The sequence below is a fragment of the Sphingomonas sp. TZW2008 genome (assembly GCF_002117915.1).
Classification (GTDB): Bacteria; Pseudomonadota; Alphaproteobacteria; order Sphingomonadales; family Sphingomonadaceae; genus Sphingomonas.
Genome location: NZ_BDJB01000007.1, coordinates 99,068 through 115,304 on the forward strand (window position 1 = coordinate 99,068; position 16,237 = coordinate 115,304).

The following is a 16,237-nucleotide window of genomic DNA, read 5'->3' on the forward strand; positions in this document are numbered from 1 at the left end:
AAAGCGCGCGCGACCCTGAATCATCGAGAGCCCCGCCGATCCCGATGCGAATCGCCATCGCCTCCGATCACGCCGCCGTCGCACTCAAGGCGACGCTCGCCGCGTGGCTGCGCGACGCCGGCCACGACGTCACCGATCTCGGCCCCGCGACCGACGCGCGCGTCGACTATCCCGATTACGGCTACCGGCTCGCCGAGGCGATCGCCGATGGCAGCGCGGAGCGTGGCATCGCGCTGTGCGGCTCGGGCATCGGCATCTCGATCGCGGTCAACCGCCACCCCGCCGCGCGCTGCGCACTCGTCGCCGAGCCGCTGTCCGCCACCCTCGCGCGCGAGCACAACGACGCCAACGTCCTCGCGCTCGGCGCGCGCCTCGTTGGCGAGGACATGGCCAAGGCCTGCGTCACCGCCTTCCTCACCACCGCCTTTGCCGGCGGCCGCCACGCCGCGCGCGTCGACAAGCTCGCCGCGCCGAACCTCCGTTCCGAAAGGGAGCCCGCATGAGCACCAACCCCGCCGTCCTCACCGATGTGCAGCCCGACGGCTTCTTCACGCGCGGCCTCGCCGATGCCGATCCCGCGGTGTTCGGCGGCGTCGCACAGGAGCTGGAACGCGAGCAGACACAGATCGAGCTGATCGCGTCGGAGAACATCGTGTCGAAAGCGGTGCTTGAGGCGCAGGGCTCGGTCTTCACCAACAAATATGCCGAAGGCTATCCCGGCAAGCGCTATTATCAGGGCTGCCACCCGTCGGACGTGGTCGAACAGCTCGCGATCGATCGCGCGAAGGAGCTGTTCGGATGCGGCTTCGCCAACGTCCAGCCGCACTCGGGGGCGCAGGCGAACGGCGCGGTGATGCTCGCGCTGGTCAAGCCGGGCGAAACGATCATGGGGCTCAGCCTCGACGCCGGCGGCCACCTGACGCACGGGGCGAAGGCGGCGATGAGCGGCAAGTGGTTCAACGCCGTGCAGTACGGCGTCACCCCCGACACGCACCTCATCGATTACGATGCGGTCGAGCGGCAGGCGGTGGAGACGAAGCCCAAGCTGCTGATCACCGGCGGCTCGGCCTATCCGCGGCAGATCGATTTCGCCCGCTTCCGCGCGATCGCGGACAAGGTCGGCGCTTATTTCATGGTCGACATGGCGCATTTCGCCGGCATCGTCGCGGCGGGGCACCACCCCAGCCCGCTGCCGCACGCGCACGTCGTCACCACCACGACGCACAAGACGTTGCGTGGGCCCCGCGGGGGCATGGTGCTGACCAATGACGAGGGCATCGCCAAGAAGATCAACTCGGCCGTCTTCCCCGGCCTCCAGGGCGGCCCGCTGATGCACGTCGTCGCGGCCAAGGCCGTGGCGTTCGGCGAGGCGCTCCAGCCCGAGTTCAAGAGCTACATCGCCGCGGTGGTCGAGAACGCCAAGGTGCTCGCCGCGACGCTCAAGGAGCGTGGCTGCAACCTCGTCTCGGGCGGCACCGACACGCATCTCGCGCTGGTCGATCTCACCCCGCTCGGCGTCACCGGCAAGGACGCCGACGAAGCGCTTGAGCGCGCCGGGATCACCTGCAACAAGAACGGCATCCCCTACGATCCGCTGCCGCCGGTGAAGACCAGCGGCATCCGCGTCGGCTCGCCCGCTGGCACGACGCGCGGCTTCGGCACCGCCGAATTCCGCGAGATCGGCAACATGGTCGCCGACGTGCTCGACGGCCTCGCCAAGAACGGCGAGGCGGGTGACGCCCAGGTCGAGGCCGCGGTGCGGGAACGAGTCCGTGCGCTGTGCGCTCGTTTCCCGATCTACCAGTAAGGAAATAGCATGTCGAAGATTGAAGAAGTTCAGAACACCGTCAAGGCGACCCCGGGGCTCGGCAAGAAGATGGCGAAATACGGCGCGATCGGCGCGGTCGTCGCGATCCCCGTGCCGTTCATCGGTCCGGTGCTCGGTGCGCTCGCCGGCGCCGGGATCGCCTACGCCCGCCGCGACAAGATCTGACGGATCGGCGGCACCGCGCCGGATAGCGGTGCCGCCATCGATACGAGACGAGCCCGATGCGCTGTCCCTTCTGCGGCCATGATGCTAGCCAGGTAAAGGACAGCCGCCCGACCGACGACGGCGCGGCGATCCGCCGTCGCCGCCAGTGCGAGGGCTGTGCCGCGCGCTTCACCACGTTCGAGCGGATCCAGCTGCGCGAGCTCACCGTGGTCAAGTCGGAGGAGCGGCGCGAGCCGTTCGAGCGGGAGAAGCTGCTGCGCTCGATCGGCATCGCCGCGCGCAAGCGCCCGCTCGACGGCATCGCGATCGAGCGGCTGGTCAGCGGCATCCAGCGCCAGCTCGAAACCAGCGGCGAGGCGGAGGTCACCTCCAAACGGATAGGCGAAATGGTGATGGACGGCCTCAAGGGCCTCGATTCGGTCGCCTATATCCGCTTCGCCAGCGTCTACCGCGATTTCAGCGAGGCGCGTGACTTCGAGGAATTCGCCGGCAGCGTCGAGGAAGCCGCACGGGGGTAGCGCGTCTCCGCGTCAGTCCAGAACGGCCTTCGCGCTTGTCGAGCAGGCGTATCGAGCGATAGGCCGCGCGCATGACGTTCTGGGCTTACATCCTCCGCTGCGCCGATGACAGCTACTACGCCGGGCACACCGACGATCTCGACCACCGCGTTGCCCAGCATCAGGGGGGAGAAATGCCTGGCTACACGCAGCACCGTCTCCCGGTAACCGTGATGTGGTCACAGGAATTTCCCTCGCGCTTGGAGGCACAGGAAGCCGAGCGTCAGATCAAGGGCTGGTCGCGGGCCAAAAAGGAGGCGCTGATCGCCGGCGACTGGGACCGCATTCGCGCACTCGCCAGCCGGGCTGTGCCTCGAGACGGCAACTCGGCCGAGCAGAGCCCGCCCTCAGCACCTCCTCAGCACGAACGAGTTTCCCCTGCCCACGTTCGTCCTGAGGAGGTGCTGAGCGCCAGCGAAGCGCCGTCTCGAAGGACAAGTCCCAACCCACCCCCCGTCATCGTCCTCGTCCGCCCGCAGCTCGGCGAGAACATCGGCAAGACGGCACGCGCGATGCTCAATTTCGGATTGACCGAGATGCGCCTCGTCGCCCCGCGTGACGGCTGGCCCAATCCCGCCGCCGGCCCCGCGGCGTCGGGCGCCGACACCGTCCTCGCCAACGCGCAGGTATTCGATACCGTCGCCGATGCGGTCGCCGATTGCCCGCACGTCTACGCCACCACCGTGCGCAAGCGCGGCGTCACCAAGCCGGTCGTCACGCCCGAGCAGGCGGCTGAGGGCATGCGCGCCGCGTCAGGCCGCAGCGCGATCCTGTTCGGGCCCGAGCGGTCGGGGCTCGAAACCGACGATGTCGCGCTCGCGCGCACGATTCTGACGGTGCCGATCAATCCCGCGTTCGGCAGCCTCAACCTCGCGCAGGCGGTGATCCTCGTTGCCTACGAATGGTCGAAGGGCGAGGCGCTCGCGTCACCGCCCGAGGTTGATCTCGGCGTGCCGGCGCCACAGGAGGAACTCGAGGGGATGATCGGCCAGCTCGACGCGATGCTCGTCGCGGCCAATTTCTTCTTTCCGCCCGATCGCACGCCGGCGACGCGGCGAACGCTGCGCACGCTGCTCACCAAGCCCGGCTGGACCAGCCAGGAAGTGCGCACGATGCGCGGCGTGCTGTCCGCCCTCGCCGGCGCCAAGGCGAAGAAGTCAGGCGGCTGACCACGCGCGGCAGCGACGGCAGACGCAGGGGGGAACGCGTCCCCCTGGTCATCACTCAGTTGCTGTCCGAGTCGTTGTCGTCTTCGTTGTCGATGATCAACAGCGCAACGCCGATCACCACGGCGGCACCGATGATCGCCGGGATGATGCTTACACCGGCCAGACGATCAGCCTTGGCGGTCGCAGTGCCGGCACGCGGCGCATTCGAGAGCGACAGCTTCGAGGCCGCCGTCGTGGACGCCACGGGGGCGACAGGGGCAGCGGTGGCGGCAACCGGCGCCACGACGAGCGCGCTGGCGGCAAGGCCAGTCATCAATTTTGCGATCATTACAATTCTCCCATTCACGCACACACGACGAGGCGTAACGCCACAACCAGCGACACGCCGATAAGTCTCATGCGTTCATTGATGCAGCGCAATAATCGCGCCGGAGCGGGTATCGGGCGGGGGAGATGGTGCCCAGGGACGGGATCGAACCGCCGACACTGCGATTTTCAGTCGCATGCTCTACCAACTGAGCTACCTGGGCGCACGGTGGATCACCGCGGAGCGGTCCCCCTAATCGCGTGATGTCGCGCTGTCCAGCCCATCCGCGCCGTCACCGATCCGATCGATCGCCGGGCCGGGAATGCGATAGCCTTCGCCGAGCCATTGCAGCAGGTCGCGGTCCTTGCACCCGCGCGAGCAGAAGGGCGCAGCGGCGGGCTCGGGGGGCCGGCCGCAGATCGGGCATTTCGTCTTCATGCGTCGAAGATAGGCATTCGCCCCGTGCGGCGCACCACCTCGTCGAGCCAGTCGGGCCGCTGCACGATCCGCTCACGCACTGCGGCGGGTAGCCGCACGCGGTTCGCGGCGCCAGGCGGCGTCCGCTCGATTGTGCGCAGCGCCGCCCGCGCCGCCGCGCCGACCGGATCCGCCCGCAGCAAGTCGGGCAGCGAGGGGCCGGTGCGTGGGCGTACGATCTGGAGGAAGCCGAAGCCGTTGACGGCCGTCCGCTCGAACGGCTGCGCAAGATTCGCGTCGATCGCGTCGGCTACGGCCTGGCGCGGCGCGCGGCCGGTAAGTGTCGGGAAGTCGATCCCGATCGATCCGCCGATCGCGTGGCGCTCGATCGCCGCGGCGACCGCCACCGCCGCGCGCACCGCCAGCGCATCAAGTGGCGCGCCGCCGTCGACGTCGAACAGCGTCATTGCTGGCGTCGGCGTCAGCCGCAGCGCGCCGCCCGAAAAGGCAATGTCGCCGCTCGTCGCCTCCTCGAGCAACTCGGACCACCCCGCCACCTCGAGCGCGTCCGGCTCGTGCGCGCGCAGCTCGCGCACCGGCGCGTCGGTCAACTTGTCGCGCAGCATCGGCGAGGCACGCAGCGCGGCGTCGCTCGCCCGCCCGCGCGGCGGCTTGCGCCGGCCGGCCTCCGGAATCGCCGCGCGGGTGATTTCGACGCGGATCGCCGCGCCCAGCGTCGTTCCCGCCGGCGTGCGATCGAGCGCCACGTCGCTGCTGTCGTCGAGCCGCGCGACGAGCCGGTCGATCAGCCGTGCGGACGCTACCATCCCCGGCTGGGGCCCCGCATCGTCGGGGAGGATGCGCGCGCGAACGATACGGTCATCGACGACGAGCGCCGCGCGCTCCTCGCCGATCCCCGCCTCGTACAGCCATTCAGCCAAAGGCGATCCCGGCACTCGTCAGCAACGCACGCGTCTCGAACAGCGGCAGCCCGACGACGCACGAGTAGGATCCGTCGATGCGGCGGACGAACGCCTCGGCGCGGCCCTGGATCGCGTAGCCGCCCGCCTTGCCCATCCCCTCGCCACTCGCGACATAGCGCGCGATCTCCGCCGCGCTCAGCGGCTTGAACGCAACGGTCGTGTCGGACAGGCGCGTGCGCTGTGTGCCGTCGGCGCCGATCACGACGACCGCGGATAGGCAGTGATGCCGCCGTCCCGAGAGCAGCTCGAGCATGCGGACGAGATCCGCTTCGTCGGCCGGCTTGCCGAGGATGCGGCGCCCGGCGACCACGCTCGTGTCGGCCGCGAGCACGACCTCGTCGGCATCGCGCGCGACCGCATTGGCCTTGGCGATCGCGACGCGCAGCACGTAATCGCGCGGGCGCTCGTCCTTTAGCGGGGTCTCGTCCACGTCGGGCGCGACGACACGCGCGGGCACTACGCCGATCTGCGCCAGCAGCGACAGTCGACGCGGCGATGCGGAAGCGAGGATCAGGGAGGGCATGCGCCCACCTGGCCGATCGTCAGCGGATTATTGCGGGCCGGGGCCGCCGCGGCCGGGCATGAAGCGGTAGGTGATCCGCCCCTTGGTCAGGTCGTAGGGCGTCAACTCGACGAGCACTTCGTCACCGACGAGCACGCGGATGCGGTTCTTGCGCATCTTGCCCGCGGTGTGGCCCAGGATCTCATGATCGTTCTCCAGCCGGACGCGGAACATCGCGTTGGGAAGGAGCTCGACCACCTGGCCGCGCATTTCGAGAAGTTCTTCTTTCGCCAAACAATTACACTTTCTGCGGATGATCGCGCGCGCCCATAGCCCAAGCGTCACCGGAAAGAAAGGCGCGCGGCATAACGGTCGTTCAAGGGAACGAACGGTAGATCGTGCCGATCCGCGCCGGAATCAAGAGCCTGCGCGGCTTACACCAGAACGCCCTGCAGCAGCTTGGGCAGTGCGCCGCTCTCGCCGCGCGCCTCGGCCATGAAGCGGTTCTTGAGCGGCGGGATGGCGTCGACCGCCGAGATCCCCAGCCTGCGCACCGCGCTTGCCGCGCGTCCGGGAATGCCGAACAGCCGCGTCAGCGTGTCGGTCGCGCCGGCGACCAGCATCGTGTCGAGGCTGCGCCAGCGCTGGTAGCGCGCGAGAAGCTGCGCGTCGCCGGGCTCCAGCCCGACCCGGCGCCCCTCGACCAGCACCTCGGCCAGCGCCGCGACGTCGCGGAAACCGAGGTTGAGCCCCTGCCCCGCGATCGGATGGATGCCGTGCGCCGCATCGCCGACCAGCGCCAGGCGCTCGGCGGTGATCGTCGCCGCGTGGTGGAAGCCGAGCGGATAGCTCGCGCGCGGGCTCGCCTTCGACAGCGCGCCGAGGAACCCGCCCATCCGCTGCTCTGCCTCAGCCAGAAAACCGCGATCGCCGAGCTTGAGCATGCCCGGCGCGTGCGCCGCCTTCACCGTCCACACGATCGCCGAGCGGTGGCCGTGATCGTCATCGACCAGCGGCAGCAGTGCGAACGGTCCGGCCGAGTAGAAGATCTCGTAGGCGATATTCTCGTGCGACCGTTCATGGTGGAACGCGCCGATGATCGCGGCGTGATCATAGCGCCAATGCGCGGTCGCGATGCCCGCCGCCGCGCGGGTCGGCGAGTTGCGCCCCTCCGCGGCAACGAGCAGCGACGCCGTCACCTCGCTGCCGTCGCTCAGCGTCGCGCGCACGCCGCTCGCCGATCGCTCGACGCTGGTCGCGCGCGTCAGCGACCGGAAGTCGACCCCGCTCTCGCCGATCGCGTCCGCCAGCGCGCGCCGGATCGCGCGGTTCTCGTACATCGTGCCGAGCGCGCCGTCGTCGGCATCGGGGATGAAATCGAGCTTTCCCGGCTCGAGTCCGTCGCTCACCCGGATCTGGCGGATCGCGCAGCCCTGCCCGGCCAGCCGCTCGCCCACCCCGATCGCCTCGAGCATGCGATGACTCGCGCTCGCCACCGCGGAGGCGCGTCCGTCGAACCCGGGCGCGAGCGTCACCGCCGGATCGGCGGGATCGACCACGATCACCGACAGGCCATGCCGGTCTAGCGCCAGCGCGAGCGTGCTGCCGACCAGCCCGCCTCCAAGGATCAGAACGTCCGCGTGAACCATGATGGCGACCTTAGCGAGGCAAGAGGAGAAGCGGAACCGCGCAAACCGGCATGATCGCGCGTGCCGCGGCCACTACCGTTAACCGTGCCCACGGCACCACAGTTCCCCGCGGATCGTCCGCCCCCTGCTTGACGGCGGCGGCGGCGCGGCGGACAATCAGACGGGCGTTTTTTCCAGGAATTTCGGGGGCGGTACGATGGCGAGCAGGGCGCAACCGTCCTTGTGGCGCGAGACGGTGAAGGCGGGGGCGGTGCGCAGCGGCGCGCTCGTCACCGCGCTCGTGCTGTTCGCCGCCACCGCGCTGATGGCGCTCGCGCTCGCCAGCTATCGGCCGAGCGATGCGGCGCTCAACACCGCGGCGGCGGGAACCACGGGCAATCTGGCCGGCGTGCCCGGCGCGTGGTTCGCCGATCTCGCGCTCACCGTCTTCGGCCCGGCGGTCGCGCTGCTGCTGCCGATCGCGCCGATCGTCGCCCTGCGGCTGTGGCGCGAGCAGCCGGCGGGCGCGTGGCAGCGGATGCTTCGCCAGGCGGTGCTCGGTGTCGCGCTGATGGCGGTGGCGCTCGCCTGCGTCGCCGACGATGCGGTGCTCGCGCTGCCGTTCGGCTGGGGCGGCGCGATCGGGCTCGGCGGGGTTGCCGCCGCGCGCGCGGGGCTCGCCTATGCCAACAACCCGCTGATCGAATGGTGGAGCATCGTCGCGCTCGGCATCGTCACCGGCATCGCCGGCGCGATCGTCTGGGGCCGCAGCCTCGAGGTCGATATGCCGCGCGGCTGGATCGCGCGCCGCCGCGCGCGCCGCGCCGCCGCTTTCGACGATGGCTACCACGACGATTTCGACGATGCGATCGACGACGAGCCGATCGAGCTCAAGCGCAAGGTCGTCACCCCGCGCGCCGTCGCGCAGCCCGATACCCGTCCCGCGCCCGTCATCAACGATCGCGCCGCGGCCCCCGCCAGCGTCACCAAGGCGCCGCGCCAGCCCAAGCTCGACCTGCGCGACGATTACGCGCTGCCGACGCTCGACATGCTCACCCCCGCCCCGCCCAAGCAGGGCGGCATGATCGACAAGACCGCGCTCGAGCGCAACGCGCGGCTGCTCGAGACGGTGCTCGACGATTTCAACGTCAAGGGATCGATCGTCGAGGTCCGCCCCGGCCCCGTCGTGACGATGTACGAGCTTGAGCCAGCGCCCGGCATCAAGGCGACACGCGTTGTCAGCCTTGCCGACGACATCGCGCGCAACATGAGCGCGATCTCCGCCCGCGTCGCGACGATTCCGGGCCGCACCGTGATCGGCATCGAATTGCCCAACGCGCGCCGCGAGACCGTGTCGCTGCACGAGCTGATCGGCAGTCAGGCGTTCGAGGACCAGAACGCCTCGCTCCCCGTCATTCTGGGCAAGAACATCGCCGGCGATCCCGTCATCGCCGATCTCGCGCCGATGCCGCACCTGCTCGTCGCCGGCACCACCGGCTCGGGCAAGTCGGTCGGCCTCAACGCGATGATCCTGTCGCTGCTCTATCGGCTCACCCCCGATCAGTGCCGCATGATCATGATCGATCCCAAGATGCTCGAACTGTCGATGTATGACGACATTCCGCATCTCCTCTCCCCCGTCGTCACCGATCCCGCCAAGGCCGTCCGCGCGCTCAAATGGGCGGTCGAGCAGATGGAGGATCGCTATCGCCAGATGTCCTCGCTCGGCGTGCGTAGCCTCTCGGGCTTCAACGACAAGGTGCGCGCGGCGAAGGCGAAGGGCGCGCCGCTCGGGCGCAAGGTACAGTCGGGTTGGGACGAGAACGGCCGCCCGGTGTACGAGGAAGAGCAGCTCGACTATCAGGTGCTGCCGCAGATCGTCGTGATCGTCGACGAGCTCGCCGATCTGATGATGACCGCCGGCAAGGAGGTCGAATTCCTCATCCAGCGCCTCGCGCAGAAGGCGCGCGCGGCGGGCATCCACCTCATCATGGCGACGCAGCGCCCGTCGGTCGACGTCATCACTGGCGTCATCAAGGCGAACCTGCCGACGCGGATCAGCTTCCACGTCACCTCGAAAATCGACTCGCGCACCATCCTCGGCGAACAGGGCGCGGAACAGCTGCTGGGCAAGGGCGACATGCTCTACATGCCCGGCGGCAAGGGCATCGTGCGCGTCCACGGCCCGTTCGTCAGCGACGAGGAAGTGCAGCGCGTCACCGATCACTGGCGCGCGCAGGGCCAGCCCGATTACGTCTCGTCCGTCACCGAAGAGCCCGAACAGAGCTTCGAACTCGAAGGCGCACCGACCGGAGAGGATTCGGCGGAGGACCAGCAGTATCGCGCCGCGATCCAGCTCGTCTGCGGCAGCCAGAAGGCGTCCACCTCGTGGCTGCAGCGCCAATTGCGCATCGGCTACAATTCCGCCGCGCGCCTCATCGAGCGGATGGAAAAGGACGGCATCGTCGGCCGTCCCGACCACGTCGGCCGCCGCGAGGTACTCCGCGACACCGACGGGCAGCCGATCTAGGCGGGCACCAGCCGTCATCGCGAGCGCAGCGAAGCAACACCGGCTCACGTGCAGGAGGTTAGATCGCCTCGCTACGCTCGCATCGACGGACATAGGTTCGAATGCCACCCCGGGCCAGGCTGGGGCGGCGCCGAGAGATGTTCGTCAACTCTGTCGATCCGTAGGTTCACGCGAGACCGCCGCGTGCCGCATCAGCCGAACCGCGCCACGCTGTCCGAAACCATGCGGACGAGATCGACCTGTCCCGCCGTCCGCGTCTTGGCATAGACGCGTTTAGAATAATTGCGCGCCGTCTCGATCGTCAGCCCGAGCGCCGCCGCCGCCGCCGTCAGCGAAGCCCCGGCCCCGATCGCCGCCGCGAAGCGCGCCTCGCTCGGCGCCAGTCCGTGCAGCGTCGCCAAAATCGCGGCGCGCGCGGCGGGATCCCCTTCACCCTCGGTAGAGATCAGCCCGATCGCCGCCGCCGGCGTCACCGTCGTCGCCATCTCGACCGACGTGGCCGGCAGCAGCAGCATCGCCGCCGGGCCCCTGCTCTCCAGTGGCACTGCCAACGCGTCGCGCGGCGCGTGACAGAAATTTGCGATCGCCAGCGCCGCGTCGCGGCCCACCGGCCCGGCACCGCGCCAGGTCCCAAGCCGCTCCCCGATCCCATCGCCGAACGTTGCTTCGGCCACCCTCGACATCGCTAGCACGCGCGCATCCCGCGCCAGCGCGATCCACCCCACACCGGCGCGCGCAAGGGCCGCCGCACCGATACCATCGCGGAGCGCATGGCGATCGAGCGCCTGCCGCGTGCGCACGGCGATCGCGAGGTGCGGCGCTAGGCCCGTCAGCACGGCCCCGTCCGCCGCCGCGAAATCGCGCTGCCCGCGCCAGACTGCCAGCCAGGCGCTCGCCCCGTCGCCACCCTCGACGCGGATGATACGGCCGACGCCCGGCGCATCCGCATCACACTCGCTAAGCGCGTAGACGCGACCTGCTCGCAACGTCCCCTGCCATGTTCCGCCACGCATCCGCGCCACCAGGCCCGACGCGAACCCGATCGCGGCTCCACCACCCGCTGGCCGCACGTCGATCATGGCTCCATCGGCACGCGTCCGCTGCCGCAACCGATCGAGGAACATCGCCCAGGGCGCCCACTCATGCACCCCCTCGTGCAAGGGCGTCACCAAGTCGGTAAAGTCCGAACGCGTCATCGCCATGCAGTACCCTCCCATATGGGAGGTGCCATGTCACGTGCTGCGCGGCATGTTCCACGTGGATCATCGGAGCCAGTATGACCGCGCGCACCCTCACGCATCTCGAACGGCTAGAGGCCGAATCGATCCACATCATGCGCGAGGTCGTCGCCGAGAGCGAACGACCGGTGATGCTCTACTCGGTGGGCAAGGATTCGGCGGTGATGCTGCACCTTGCCCGCAAGGCCTTCTATCCCGCCCCGCCGCCCTTCCCTTTGCTCCACGTCGACACGACGTGGAAGTTTAAGGCGATGTACGAGCTGCGCGACCGCATGGCGCGCGAAAGCGGTATGGAGCTCTTAGTCCACAAGAATCCGGAAGCCGAAGCGCGTGGGATCAATCCGTTCGATCACGGCCCCTTGCACACCGACATGTGGAAGACCGAGGGTCTGAAGCAGGCGCTCGACAAGTACGGGTTCGACGTCGCCTTTGGCGGCGCACGCCGCGACGAGGAGAAAAGCCGCGCGAAGGAACGCGTCTTTTCCTTCCGTTCGGCCAATCACCGCTGGGACCCCAAGAACCAGCGCCCGGAACTGTGGAACCTGTACAACGCCCGCAAGGCGCGCGGCGAAAGCATCCGGGTGTTCCCAATTTCGAATTGGACCGAACTCGATATCTGGCAGTATATCCAGCTCAACGACATACCGATCGTCCCGCTCTATTTCTCTGCGAAGCGCCCGACCGTCGAGCGAGACGGGCTGCTGCTGATGGTCGATGACGATCGCTTCCCGCTGCGCGAAGGCGAAGTGCCGGTCGAACGATCGATCCGCTTCCGCACGCTCGGCTGCTACCCGCTCACCGGCGCGGTCGAGAGCGAGGCTGCGACACTGTCGGAAGTGATCCAGGAAATGCTCCTCACCACCACCAGCGAGCGCCAGGGCCGCGCGATCGACAAGGATGCCGGCGCAGCGAGCATGGAGAAGAAGAAGCAGGAAGGATATTTCTGATGCTGCAAAGTGATACTTTGCAGCAGGTTGAAATGCGCGCGGCTCGACCGGCTCGCGTCCCCGCCATCATCTTCGCCACGGGGATGCAATCGGACTGTCTGCCCGGGCGCGATCACCCGCTACGGTCGAGCGCTTTCGCGGAAAGGACTAGGTAAGTCATGGCGAGCACTGCCTCCGAAGCCGCCCAGCAATCCGCCTACCAAGTCGATGCGCTCATCGCTGAGGACATTGACGCCTATCTCGATCGCCACCAGCACAAGTCGCTGCTTCGCTTCATCACCTGCGGCTCGGTCGACGATGGCAAGTCGACGTTGATCGGCCGCCTGCTCTATGATTCGAAGATGATCTTCGAGGATCAGCTGGCCGCGCTCGAAACCGATTCGAAGAAAGTCGGCACGCAGGGTCAGGAGATCGACTTCGCCCTCCTCGTCGACGGGCTCGCCGCCGAGCGCGAGCAGGGCATCACGATCGACGTCGCCTATCGCTTCTTCGCGACCGAAAAGCGCAAGTTCATCGTCGCCGACACGCCCGGCCACGAACAATATACCCGCAACATGGTCACCGGCGCCTCGACCGCCGATCTCGCGGTGATCCTGGTCGATGCGCGCAAGGGCATCCTTACGCAGACACGCCGTCACAGTTACCTCGCGCACCTCATCGGCATCCGCCACATCGTGCTTGCGGTGAACAAGATGGATCTCGTCGGCTACGATCAGGCGCGCTTCGACGCGATCGTCGCCGACTACGCAGCGTTCGCCGCCACGATCGGCATTACCGATTTTACCGCGTTGCCGATCTCCGGGTTCAAGGGCGACAACATCACTGCCGCCTCACCCAACACCCTATGGTACACCGGCCCCTCGCTGGTCGCGCATCTCGAGGCGGTCGAGATCGATGCCGAAGCGGATCAGGCAAAACCGTTCCGCCTGCCTGTGCAATGGGTCAACCGCCCCAATCTTGACTTCCGCGGCTTCGCCGGTCTCGTCGCCACCGGCACGATCAGGCCGGGCGACCCCGTCCGCATCCTCCCCTCGGGCAAGACCTCGACCGTCGCGCGCATCGTCACGCTCGACGGCGATCTCGATCAGGCGGTGGCCGGTCAGTCGATCACGCTCACGCTCGCGGACGAGGTCGATTGCTCGCGCGGTGACGTCATCGCTGCCGCCGACGCCCCGCCGCAGGTCGCCGACCAGTTTGAGGCGACGATCATCTGGATGGCTGAGGACGAGATGCTCCCCGGCCGCTCCTACTGGCTGAAACTTGGTACGCAGACCGCGACCGCGACGGTGCAAGCGCCGAAATACCAGATCAACGTCAACACGATGGAGCAGCTCGCAGCGAAGACGCTCGATCTCAACGCGATCGGCGTCGCCAATCTCTCCACCGACAAGCCGCTGGTGTTCGAGCCTTATGCCGACGGCCACTCTAGCCCGAACAAGGCGCTGGGTGGCTTCATCCTCGTCGACAAGTTGACCAACGCCACCGTTGCCGCCGGGATGCTGCACTTCGCCCTGCGCCGGGCGCAGAACGTCCACTGGCAGCCAACCGACGTCAGCCGCGAGACGCTGGCCGCACTCAAGAACCAGAAGCCCGTCGTCCTGTGGTTCACCGGCCTCTCGGGCGCGGGCAAATCGACGATCGCCAACATCGTCGAGAAGAAGCTGGTGCGGATGAACCGTCACACCTTCCTGCTCGATGGCGACAACGTGCGCCACGGCCTCAACCGCGATCTCGGCTTCACCGATGCCGATCGCGTTGAGAACATCCGCCGCGTCGGCGAGGTCGCCAAGCTGATGACCGACGCCGGGCTGATCGTCGTCACGGCATTCATCTCGCCGTTCCGCGCCGAACGCGACATGGTGCGCCAAATGATGCGCCCCGGCGAGTTCATCGAAGTGCACATCGACACCTCTCTCGAGGAAGCCGAACGCCGCGACGTGAAGGGCCTCTACGCCAAGGCACGCGCGGGACAGCTCGCCAACTTTACCGGCATCGACAGCCCGTACGAGCCGCCCGAGGATCCCGAGATTCGCATCGACACCGCGCAGCTGACGCCAGAGGAAGCCGCCGAGCTGATCATTCAGAGGATCATCCCGTGAGCGCCGGTATGACCGATGCCGAACTCGCCGCGCACCTCGCTGAGACCGCTGGCCGCATCCTGATCGACGTGCGCAATGCCGGCGTCTTCTCCGAAAAGGCGCTGGGCAAAGCGGGTGACCAAACCGCCAACCAGTTCCTCGTCCACGCGATCCGCGAAGCACGCCCCGACGACGGGCTGCTTTCGGAGGAGATGAAGGACAATGGCGAGCGGCTCGCCAAGTCGCGCGTGTGGATCGTCGATCCCGTCGATGGCACGCGCGAATATGGCGAGAAGCGCGCCGACTGGGCGGTGCACGTCGGCCTTGCGGTCGACGGCCAACCCGTGATCGGCGCGGTGGCGCTGCCCGATGCCGGGCTCGTACTACGCTCTGATCGTCCCGCCCCGGTGCCGCCGTCGCCGACGCCGCTACGCATGCTCGTCAGTCGTACGCGTCCGGCGAAGGAGGCGCTCGCGGTCGCCGAGCGGCTCGGCGCCGATCTTGTCCCGATGGGCTCGGCGGGCGCAAAAGCGATGGCCGTCGTGCGCGGCGATGCCGACATCTATCTTCACTCTGGCGGCCAATTCGAATGGGACTCGATGGCGCCCGTCGCGGTGGCATTGGCGCACGGCCTGCACTGCTCGCGGATCGACGGCAGCCCGCTGATCTACAACCGAGAAGACGTCTACCTGCCCGATCTGCTGATCTGTCCCAAGCCTCTCGCCGCCAAGATACTGACGATCATCGCCGGGCTCGATCCTGCAACATGACCGTCTGCCCGCCACGGTGCGGGATGGTCAGCCCACGCCGCGGCGGTTAGATCGCCGGTGATGGAGTATGTTGCGCTCAAGCAATTCGTCGCCGACATGATCGCGCCCGGCAGCGATTCGCTCGCGCACGTCCACGGCGGCATGGCGGTATTGTTGCTCGCGCGGCTGATCACGCGTCGCTCGCTCGCCACACCGATTCCGCTCGCCTGCGTTATCGTGATGCAGGCACTTAACGAGTGTATCGATCGCTACAATCACGGCTCGTGGCGCTGGCCGGATACGATCGGCGACACGATCAACACGCTGTTCTGGCCGATCGTGCTGTTCATCGGCCTGCGCTGGCGGCGGCAGCGCGAGCAATAGGGTCGCTCGCGCCGCCGCCCGCTGTTCAGCCGAGATGCTCGGCGAAGAACGCCGCGGTGCGCTCGTCCGCCAGCTGAGCCGACGCTTCCGATCGCCGGTCGCCCATCTCGGTTGCGAAGCCGTGATCCTCGCCGGCGTAATCGTAGAGCGTCACCTTGGGATGATCGTCGAGACCCGCGTGCATCGCCGCCTGCGTCGGCTTGTCGACGAACCCGTCCTCGGTCGGGATATGCAACAGCACCGGATTAGCGATCGCATGCTTCTCGCCGAGCAGACCGTCGATCCCGACGCCATAATAGCCGACACTCGCGTCGACGTCCGTCCGGCACGCGGTCTTGAACGCAAGCCGCCCGCCGAGGCAGTAGCCGATCGCCCCTACCTTGCCGGCGCCGCCCAACAGATCACGCGCGCGGTGAATCGTCGCTTCGATATCGCGAATGCCCGCATCCTGATCGAACTGGCCAAACAGGTCGAGCCCCGCCTGCAGTTCCTCGGGAACGTCGGGGTTGAGCTCAACGCCTGGCTTGATGCGCCAAAACAGATCCGGCGCGATCGCGAGATAGCCCTGCGCCGCCAGCCGATCGCACTTCTGCCGGATCCCCGCATTGACGCCGAACACCTCCTGGATGACGACGATCGCGGCGCGCGGCGTCGTCTCCGGCTCGGCGCGATAGGCCTTGAAGCTGCCCTCGCCGTTCAGCGCCGTGACGTCGATCATCTCACCCATTGTCATTCCTCTCAGCTAGGCAGCGCCG

At 68.0% G+C, this 16,237-nt stretch carries 18 protein-coding genes and 1 tRNA gene; 10 read left to right on the forward strand and 9 right to left on the reverse strand.

Features of this window, described 5'->3' with window-relative positions:
• Positions 1 to 44: 44 nt before the first annotated feature.
• The 5 genes from rpiB to B7L05_RS09190 all read left to right on the forward strand — a co-directional run bounded on the left by rpiB (position 45) and on the right by B7L05_RS09190 (position 3,719).
• Positions 45 to 503 (forward strand): ribose 5-phosphate isomerase B, encoded by a 459-nt coding sequence (gene rpiB, locus B7L05_RS09175; RefSeq protein WP_085809969.1) that lies wholly within the window; start codon positions 45 to 47, stop codon positions 501 to 503.
• Positions 500 to 1,807: a serine hydroxymethyltransferase gene (glyA, locus tag B7L05_RS09180; protein WP_085809970.1), complete on the forward strand. Its 1,308-nt coding sequence runs from the start codon at positions 500 to 502 to the stop codon at positions 1,805 to 1,807. Before rpiB ends, glyA begins: the two co-directional genes overlap by 4 nt.
• A 9-nt stretch (positions 1,808 to 1,816) precedes the next feature.
• Positions 1,817 to 1,993 carry a small multi-drug export protein gene (locus B7L05_RS17435; protein ID WP_179187174.1) on the forward strand — a complete coding sequence of 59 codons (177 nt, stop codon included), beginning with the start codon at positions 1,817 to 1,819 and terminating at the stop codon, positions 1,991 to 1,993.
• Positions 1,994 to 2,049: 56 nt separating this feature from the next.
• On the forward strand, positions 2,050 to 2,511 hold the full coding sequence (nrdR, locus tag B7L05_RS09185) for a transcriptional regulator NrdR (protein ID WP_085809971.1): 462 nt from the start codon (positions 2,050 to 2,052) through the stop codon (positions 2,509 to 2,511).
• 71 nt (positions 2,512 to 2,582) lie between these two features.
• Entirely contained in the window at positions 2,583 to 3,719 is a 1,137-nt protein-coding gene (locus B7L05_RS09190; protein WP_085809972.1) for a TrmH family RNA methyltransferase, read from the forward strand.
• A gap of 55 nt (positions 3,720 to 3,774) precedes the next feature.
• On the opposite strand, the gene B7L05_RS09195 is transcribed toward B7L05_RS09190, so the two are convergent.
• From B7L05_RS09195 to B7L05_RS09225, 7 genes are all read right to left on the reverse strand, one after another.
• Complete coding sequence (locus tag B7L05_RS09195) at positions 3,775 to 4,047, reverse strand: hypothetical protein (protein ID WP_085809973.1); 273 nt, start codon at positions 4,045 to 4,047, stop codon at positions 3,775 to 3,777.
• Between the two features lie 126 nt (positions 4,048 to 4,173).
• A tRNA-Phe gene (locus B7L05_RS09200) sits at positions 4,174 to 4,249 on the reverse strand.
• A gap of 29 nt (positions 4,250 to 4,278) precedes the next feature.
• Positions 4,279 to 4,464 carry a DNA gyrase inhibitor YacG gene (locus B7L05_RS09205; protein ID WP_085809974.1) on the reverse strand — a complete coding sequence of 62 codons (186 nt, stop codon included), beginning with the start codon at positions 4,462 to 4,464 and terminating at the stop codon, positions 4,279 to 4,281.
• Positions 4,461 to 5,384 (reverse strand): ribonuclease, encoded by a 924-nt coding sequence (locus B7L05_RS09210; protein WP_085809975.1) that lies wholly within the window; start codon positions 5,382 to 5,384, stop codon positions 4,461 to 4,463. Before B7L05_RS09210 ends, B7L05_RS09205 begins: the two co-directional genes overlap by 4 nt.
• Entirely contained in the window at positions 5,377 to 5,949 is a 573-nt protein-coding gene (locus B7L05_RS09215; RefSeq protein ID WP_085809976.1) for a nucleoside triphosphate pyrophosphatase, read from the reverse strand. Before B7L05_RS09215 ends, B7L05_RS09210 begins: the two co-directional genes overlap by 8 nt.
• 27 nt (positions 5,950 to 5,976) lie before the next feature.
• Positions 5,977 to 6,222, reverse strand: coding sequence for a translation initiation factor IF-1 (infA, locus tag B7L05_RS09220; protein ID WP_026325702.1), 246 nt, complete (start codon positions 6,220 to 6,222; stop codon positions 5,977 to 5,979).
• Between the two features lie 140 nt (positions 6,223 to 6,362).
• Positions 6,363 to 7,577 (reverse strand): UbiH/UbiF/VisC/COQ6 family ubiquinone biosynthesis hydroxylase, encoded by a 1,215-nt coding sequence (locus tag B7L05_RS09225; protein WP_085809977.1) that lies wholly within the window; start codon positions 7,575 to 7,577, stop codon positions 6,363 to 6,365.
• Positions 7,578 to 7,773: 196 nt separating this feature from the next.
• On the opposite strand from B7L05_RS09225, the gene B7L05_RS09230 reads away from it, so the two are divergent.
• Positions 7,774 to 10,086 (forward strand): DNA translocase FtsK 4TM domain-containing protein, encoded by a 2,313-nt coding sequence (locus B7L05_RS09230; RefSeq protein WP_085809978.1) that lies wholly within the window; start codon positions 7,774 to 7,776, stop codon positions 10,084 to 10,086.
• A gap of 191 nt (positions 10,087 to 10,277) precedes the next feature.
• Here B7L05_RS09230 and B7L05_RS09235 read toward each other — a convergent pair whose 3' ends face one another.
• Positions 10,278 to 11,288 (reverse strand): hypothetical protein, encoded by a 1,011-nt coding sequence (locus tag B7L05_RS09235; protein ID WP_085809979.1) that lies wholly within the window; start codon positions 11,286 to 11,288, stop codon positions 10,278 to 10,280.
• 74 nt (positions 11,289 to 11,362) lie between these two features.
• Here B7L05_RS09235 and cysD point away from each other — a divergent pair, with 74 nt between their 5' ends.
• From cysD to B7L05_RS09255, 4 genes are all read left to right on the forward strand, one after another.
• Positions 11,363 to 12,271: a sulfate adenylyltransferase subunit CysD gene (gene cysD, locus B7L05_RS09240; RefSeq protein ID WP_085809980.1), complete on the forward strand. Its 909-nt coding sequence runs from the start codon at positions 11,363 to 11,365 to the stop codon at positions 12,269 to 12,271.
• Between the two features lie 158 nt (positions 12,272 to 12,429).
• Positions 12,430 to 14,370, forward strand: coding sequence for a sulfate adenylyltransferase subunit CysN (gene cysN / locus B7L05_RS09245; protein ID WP_085809981.1), 1,941 nt, complete (start codon positions 12,430 to 12,432; stop codon positions 14,368 to 14,370).
• Between the two features lie 8 nt (positions 14,371 to 14,378).
• A complete protein-coding gene (locus B7L05_RS09250; RefSeq protein WP_085809982.1) occupies positions 14,379 to 15,119 on the forward strand; it encodes a 3'(2'),5'-bisphosphate nucleotidase CysQ in 741 nt (246 codons plus the stop codon).
• A 60-nt stretch (positions 15,120 to 15,179) separates the two neighbouring features.
• Positions 15,180 to 15,482, forward strand: coding sequence for a hypothetical protein (locus tag B7L05_RS09255; protein ID WP_085809983.1), 303 nt, complete (start codon positions 15,180 to 15,182; stop codon positions 15,480 to 15,482).
• A gap of 25 nt (positions 15,483 to 15,507) precedes the next feature.
• Here the strand turns inward: B7L05_RS09255 and B7L05_RS09260 are convergent, their stop codons facing one another.
• Positions 15,508 to 16,209, reverse strand: coding sequence for a dienelactone hydrolase family protein (locus B7L05_RS09260; protein ID WP_085810086.1), 702 nt, complete (start codon positions 16,207 to 16,209; stop codon positions 15,508 to 15,510).
• Positions 16,210 to 16,237: the final 28 nt, after the last annotated feature.

Bases quoted from the DNA above. Each gene is read 5' to 3' on its own strand.
- rpiB (WP_085809969.1), top strand. From the start codon at position 45: ATGCGAATCGCCATCGCCTCCGATCACGCCGCCGTCGCACTCAAGGCG.
- glyA (WP_085809970.1), top strand. From the start codon at position 500: ATGAGCACCAACCCCGCCGTCCTCACCGATGTGCAGCCCGACGGCTTC.
- B7L05_RS17435 (WP_179187174.1), top strand. From the start codon at position 1,817: ATGTCGAAGATTGAAGAAGTTCAGAACACCGTCAAGGCGACCCCGGGG.
- nrdR (WP_085809971.1), top strand. From the start codon at position 2,050: ATGCGCTGTCCCTTCTGCGGCCATGATGCTAGCCAGGTAAAGGACAGC.
- B7L05_RS09190 (WP_085809972.1), top strand. From the start codon at position 2,583: ATGACGTTCTGGGCTTACATCCTCCGCTGCGCCGATGACAGCTACTAC.
- B7L05_RS09195 (WP_085809973.1), bottom strand. From the start codon at position 4,047: ATGATCGCAAAATTGATGACTGGCCTTGCCGCCAGCGCGCTCGTCGTG.
- B7L05_RS09205 (WP_085809974.1), bottom strand. From the start codon at position 4,464: ATGAAGACGAAATGCCCGATCTGCGGCCGGCCCCCCGAGCCCGCCGCT.
- B7L05_RS09215 (WP_085809976.1), bottom strand. From the start codon at position 5,949: ATGCCCTCCCTGATCCTCGCTTCCGCATCGCCGCGTCGACTGTCGCTG.
- B7L05_RS09225 (WP_085809977.1), bottom strand. From the start codon at position 7,577: ATGGTTCACGCGGACGTTCTGATCCTTGGAGGCGGGCTGGTCGGCAGC.
- B7L05_RS09230 (WP_085809978.1), top strand. From the start codon at position 7,774: ATGGCGAGCAGGGCGCAACCGTCCTTGTGGCGCGAGACGGTGAAGGCG.
- B7L05_RS09235 (WP_085809979.1), bottom strand. From the start codon at position 11,288: ATGGCGATGACGCGTTCGGACTTTACCGACTTGGTGACGCCCTTGCAC.
- cysD (WP_085809980.1), top strand. From the start codon at position 11,363: ATGACCGCGCGCACCCTCACGCATCTCGAACGGCTAGAGGCCGAATCG.
- cysN (WP_085809981.1), top strand. From the start codon at position 12,430: ATGGCGAGCACTGCCTCCGAAGCCGCCCAGCAATCCGCCTACCAAGTC.
- B7L05_RS09250 (WP_085809982.1), top strand. From the start codon at position 14,379: ATGACCGATGCCGAACTCGCCGCGCACCTCGCTGAGACCGCTGGCCGC.
- B7L05_RS09255 (WP_085809983.1), top strand. From the start codon at position 15,180: ATGGAGTATGTTGCGCTCAAGCAATTCGTCGCCGACATGATCGCGCCC.
- B7L05_RS09260 (WP_085810086.1), bottom strand. From the start codon at position 16,209: ATGGGTGAGATGATCGACGTCACGGCGCTGAACGGCGAGGGCAGCTTC.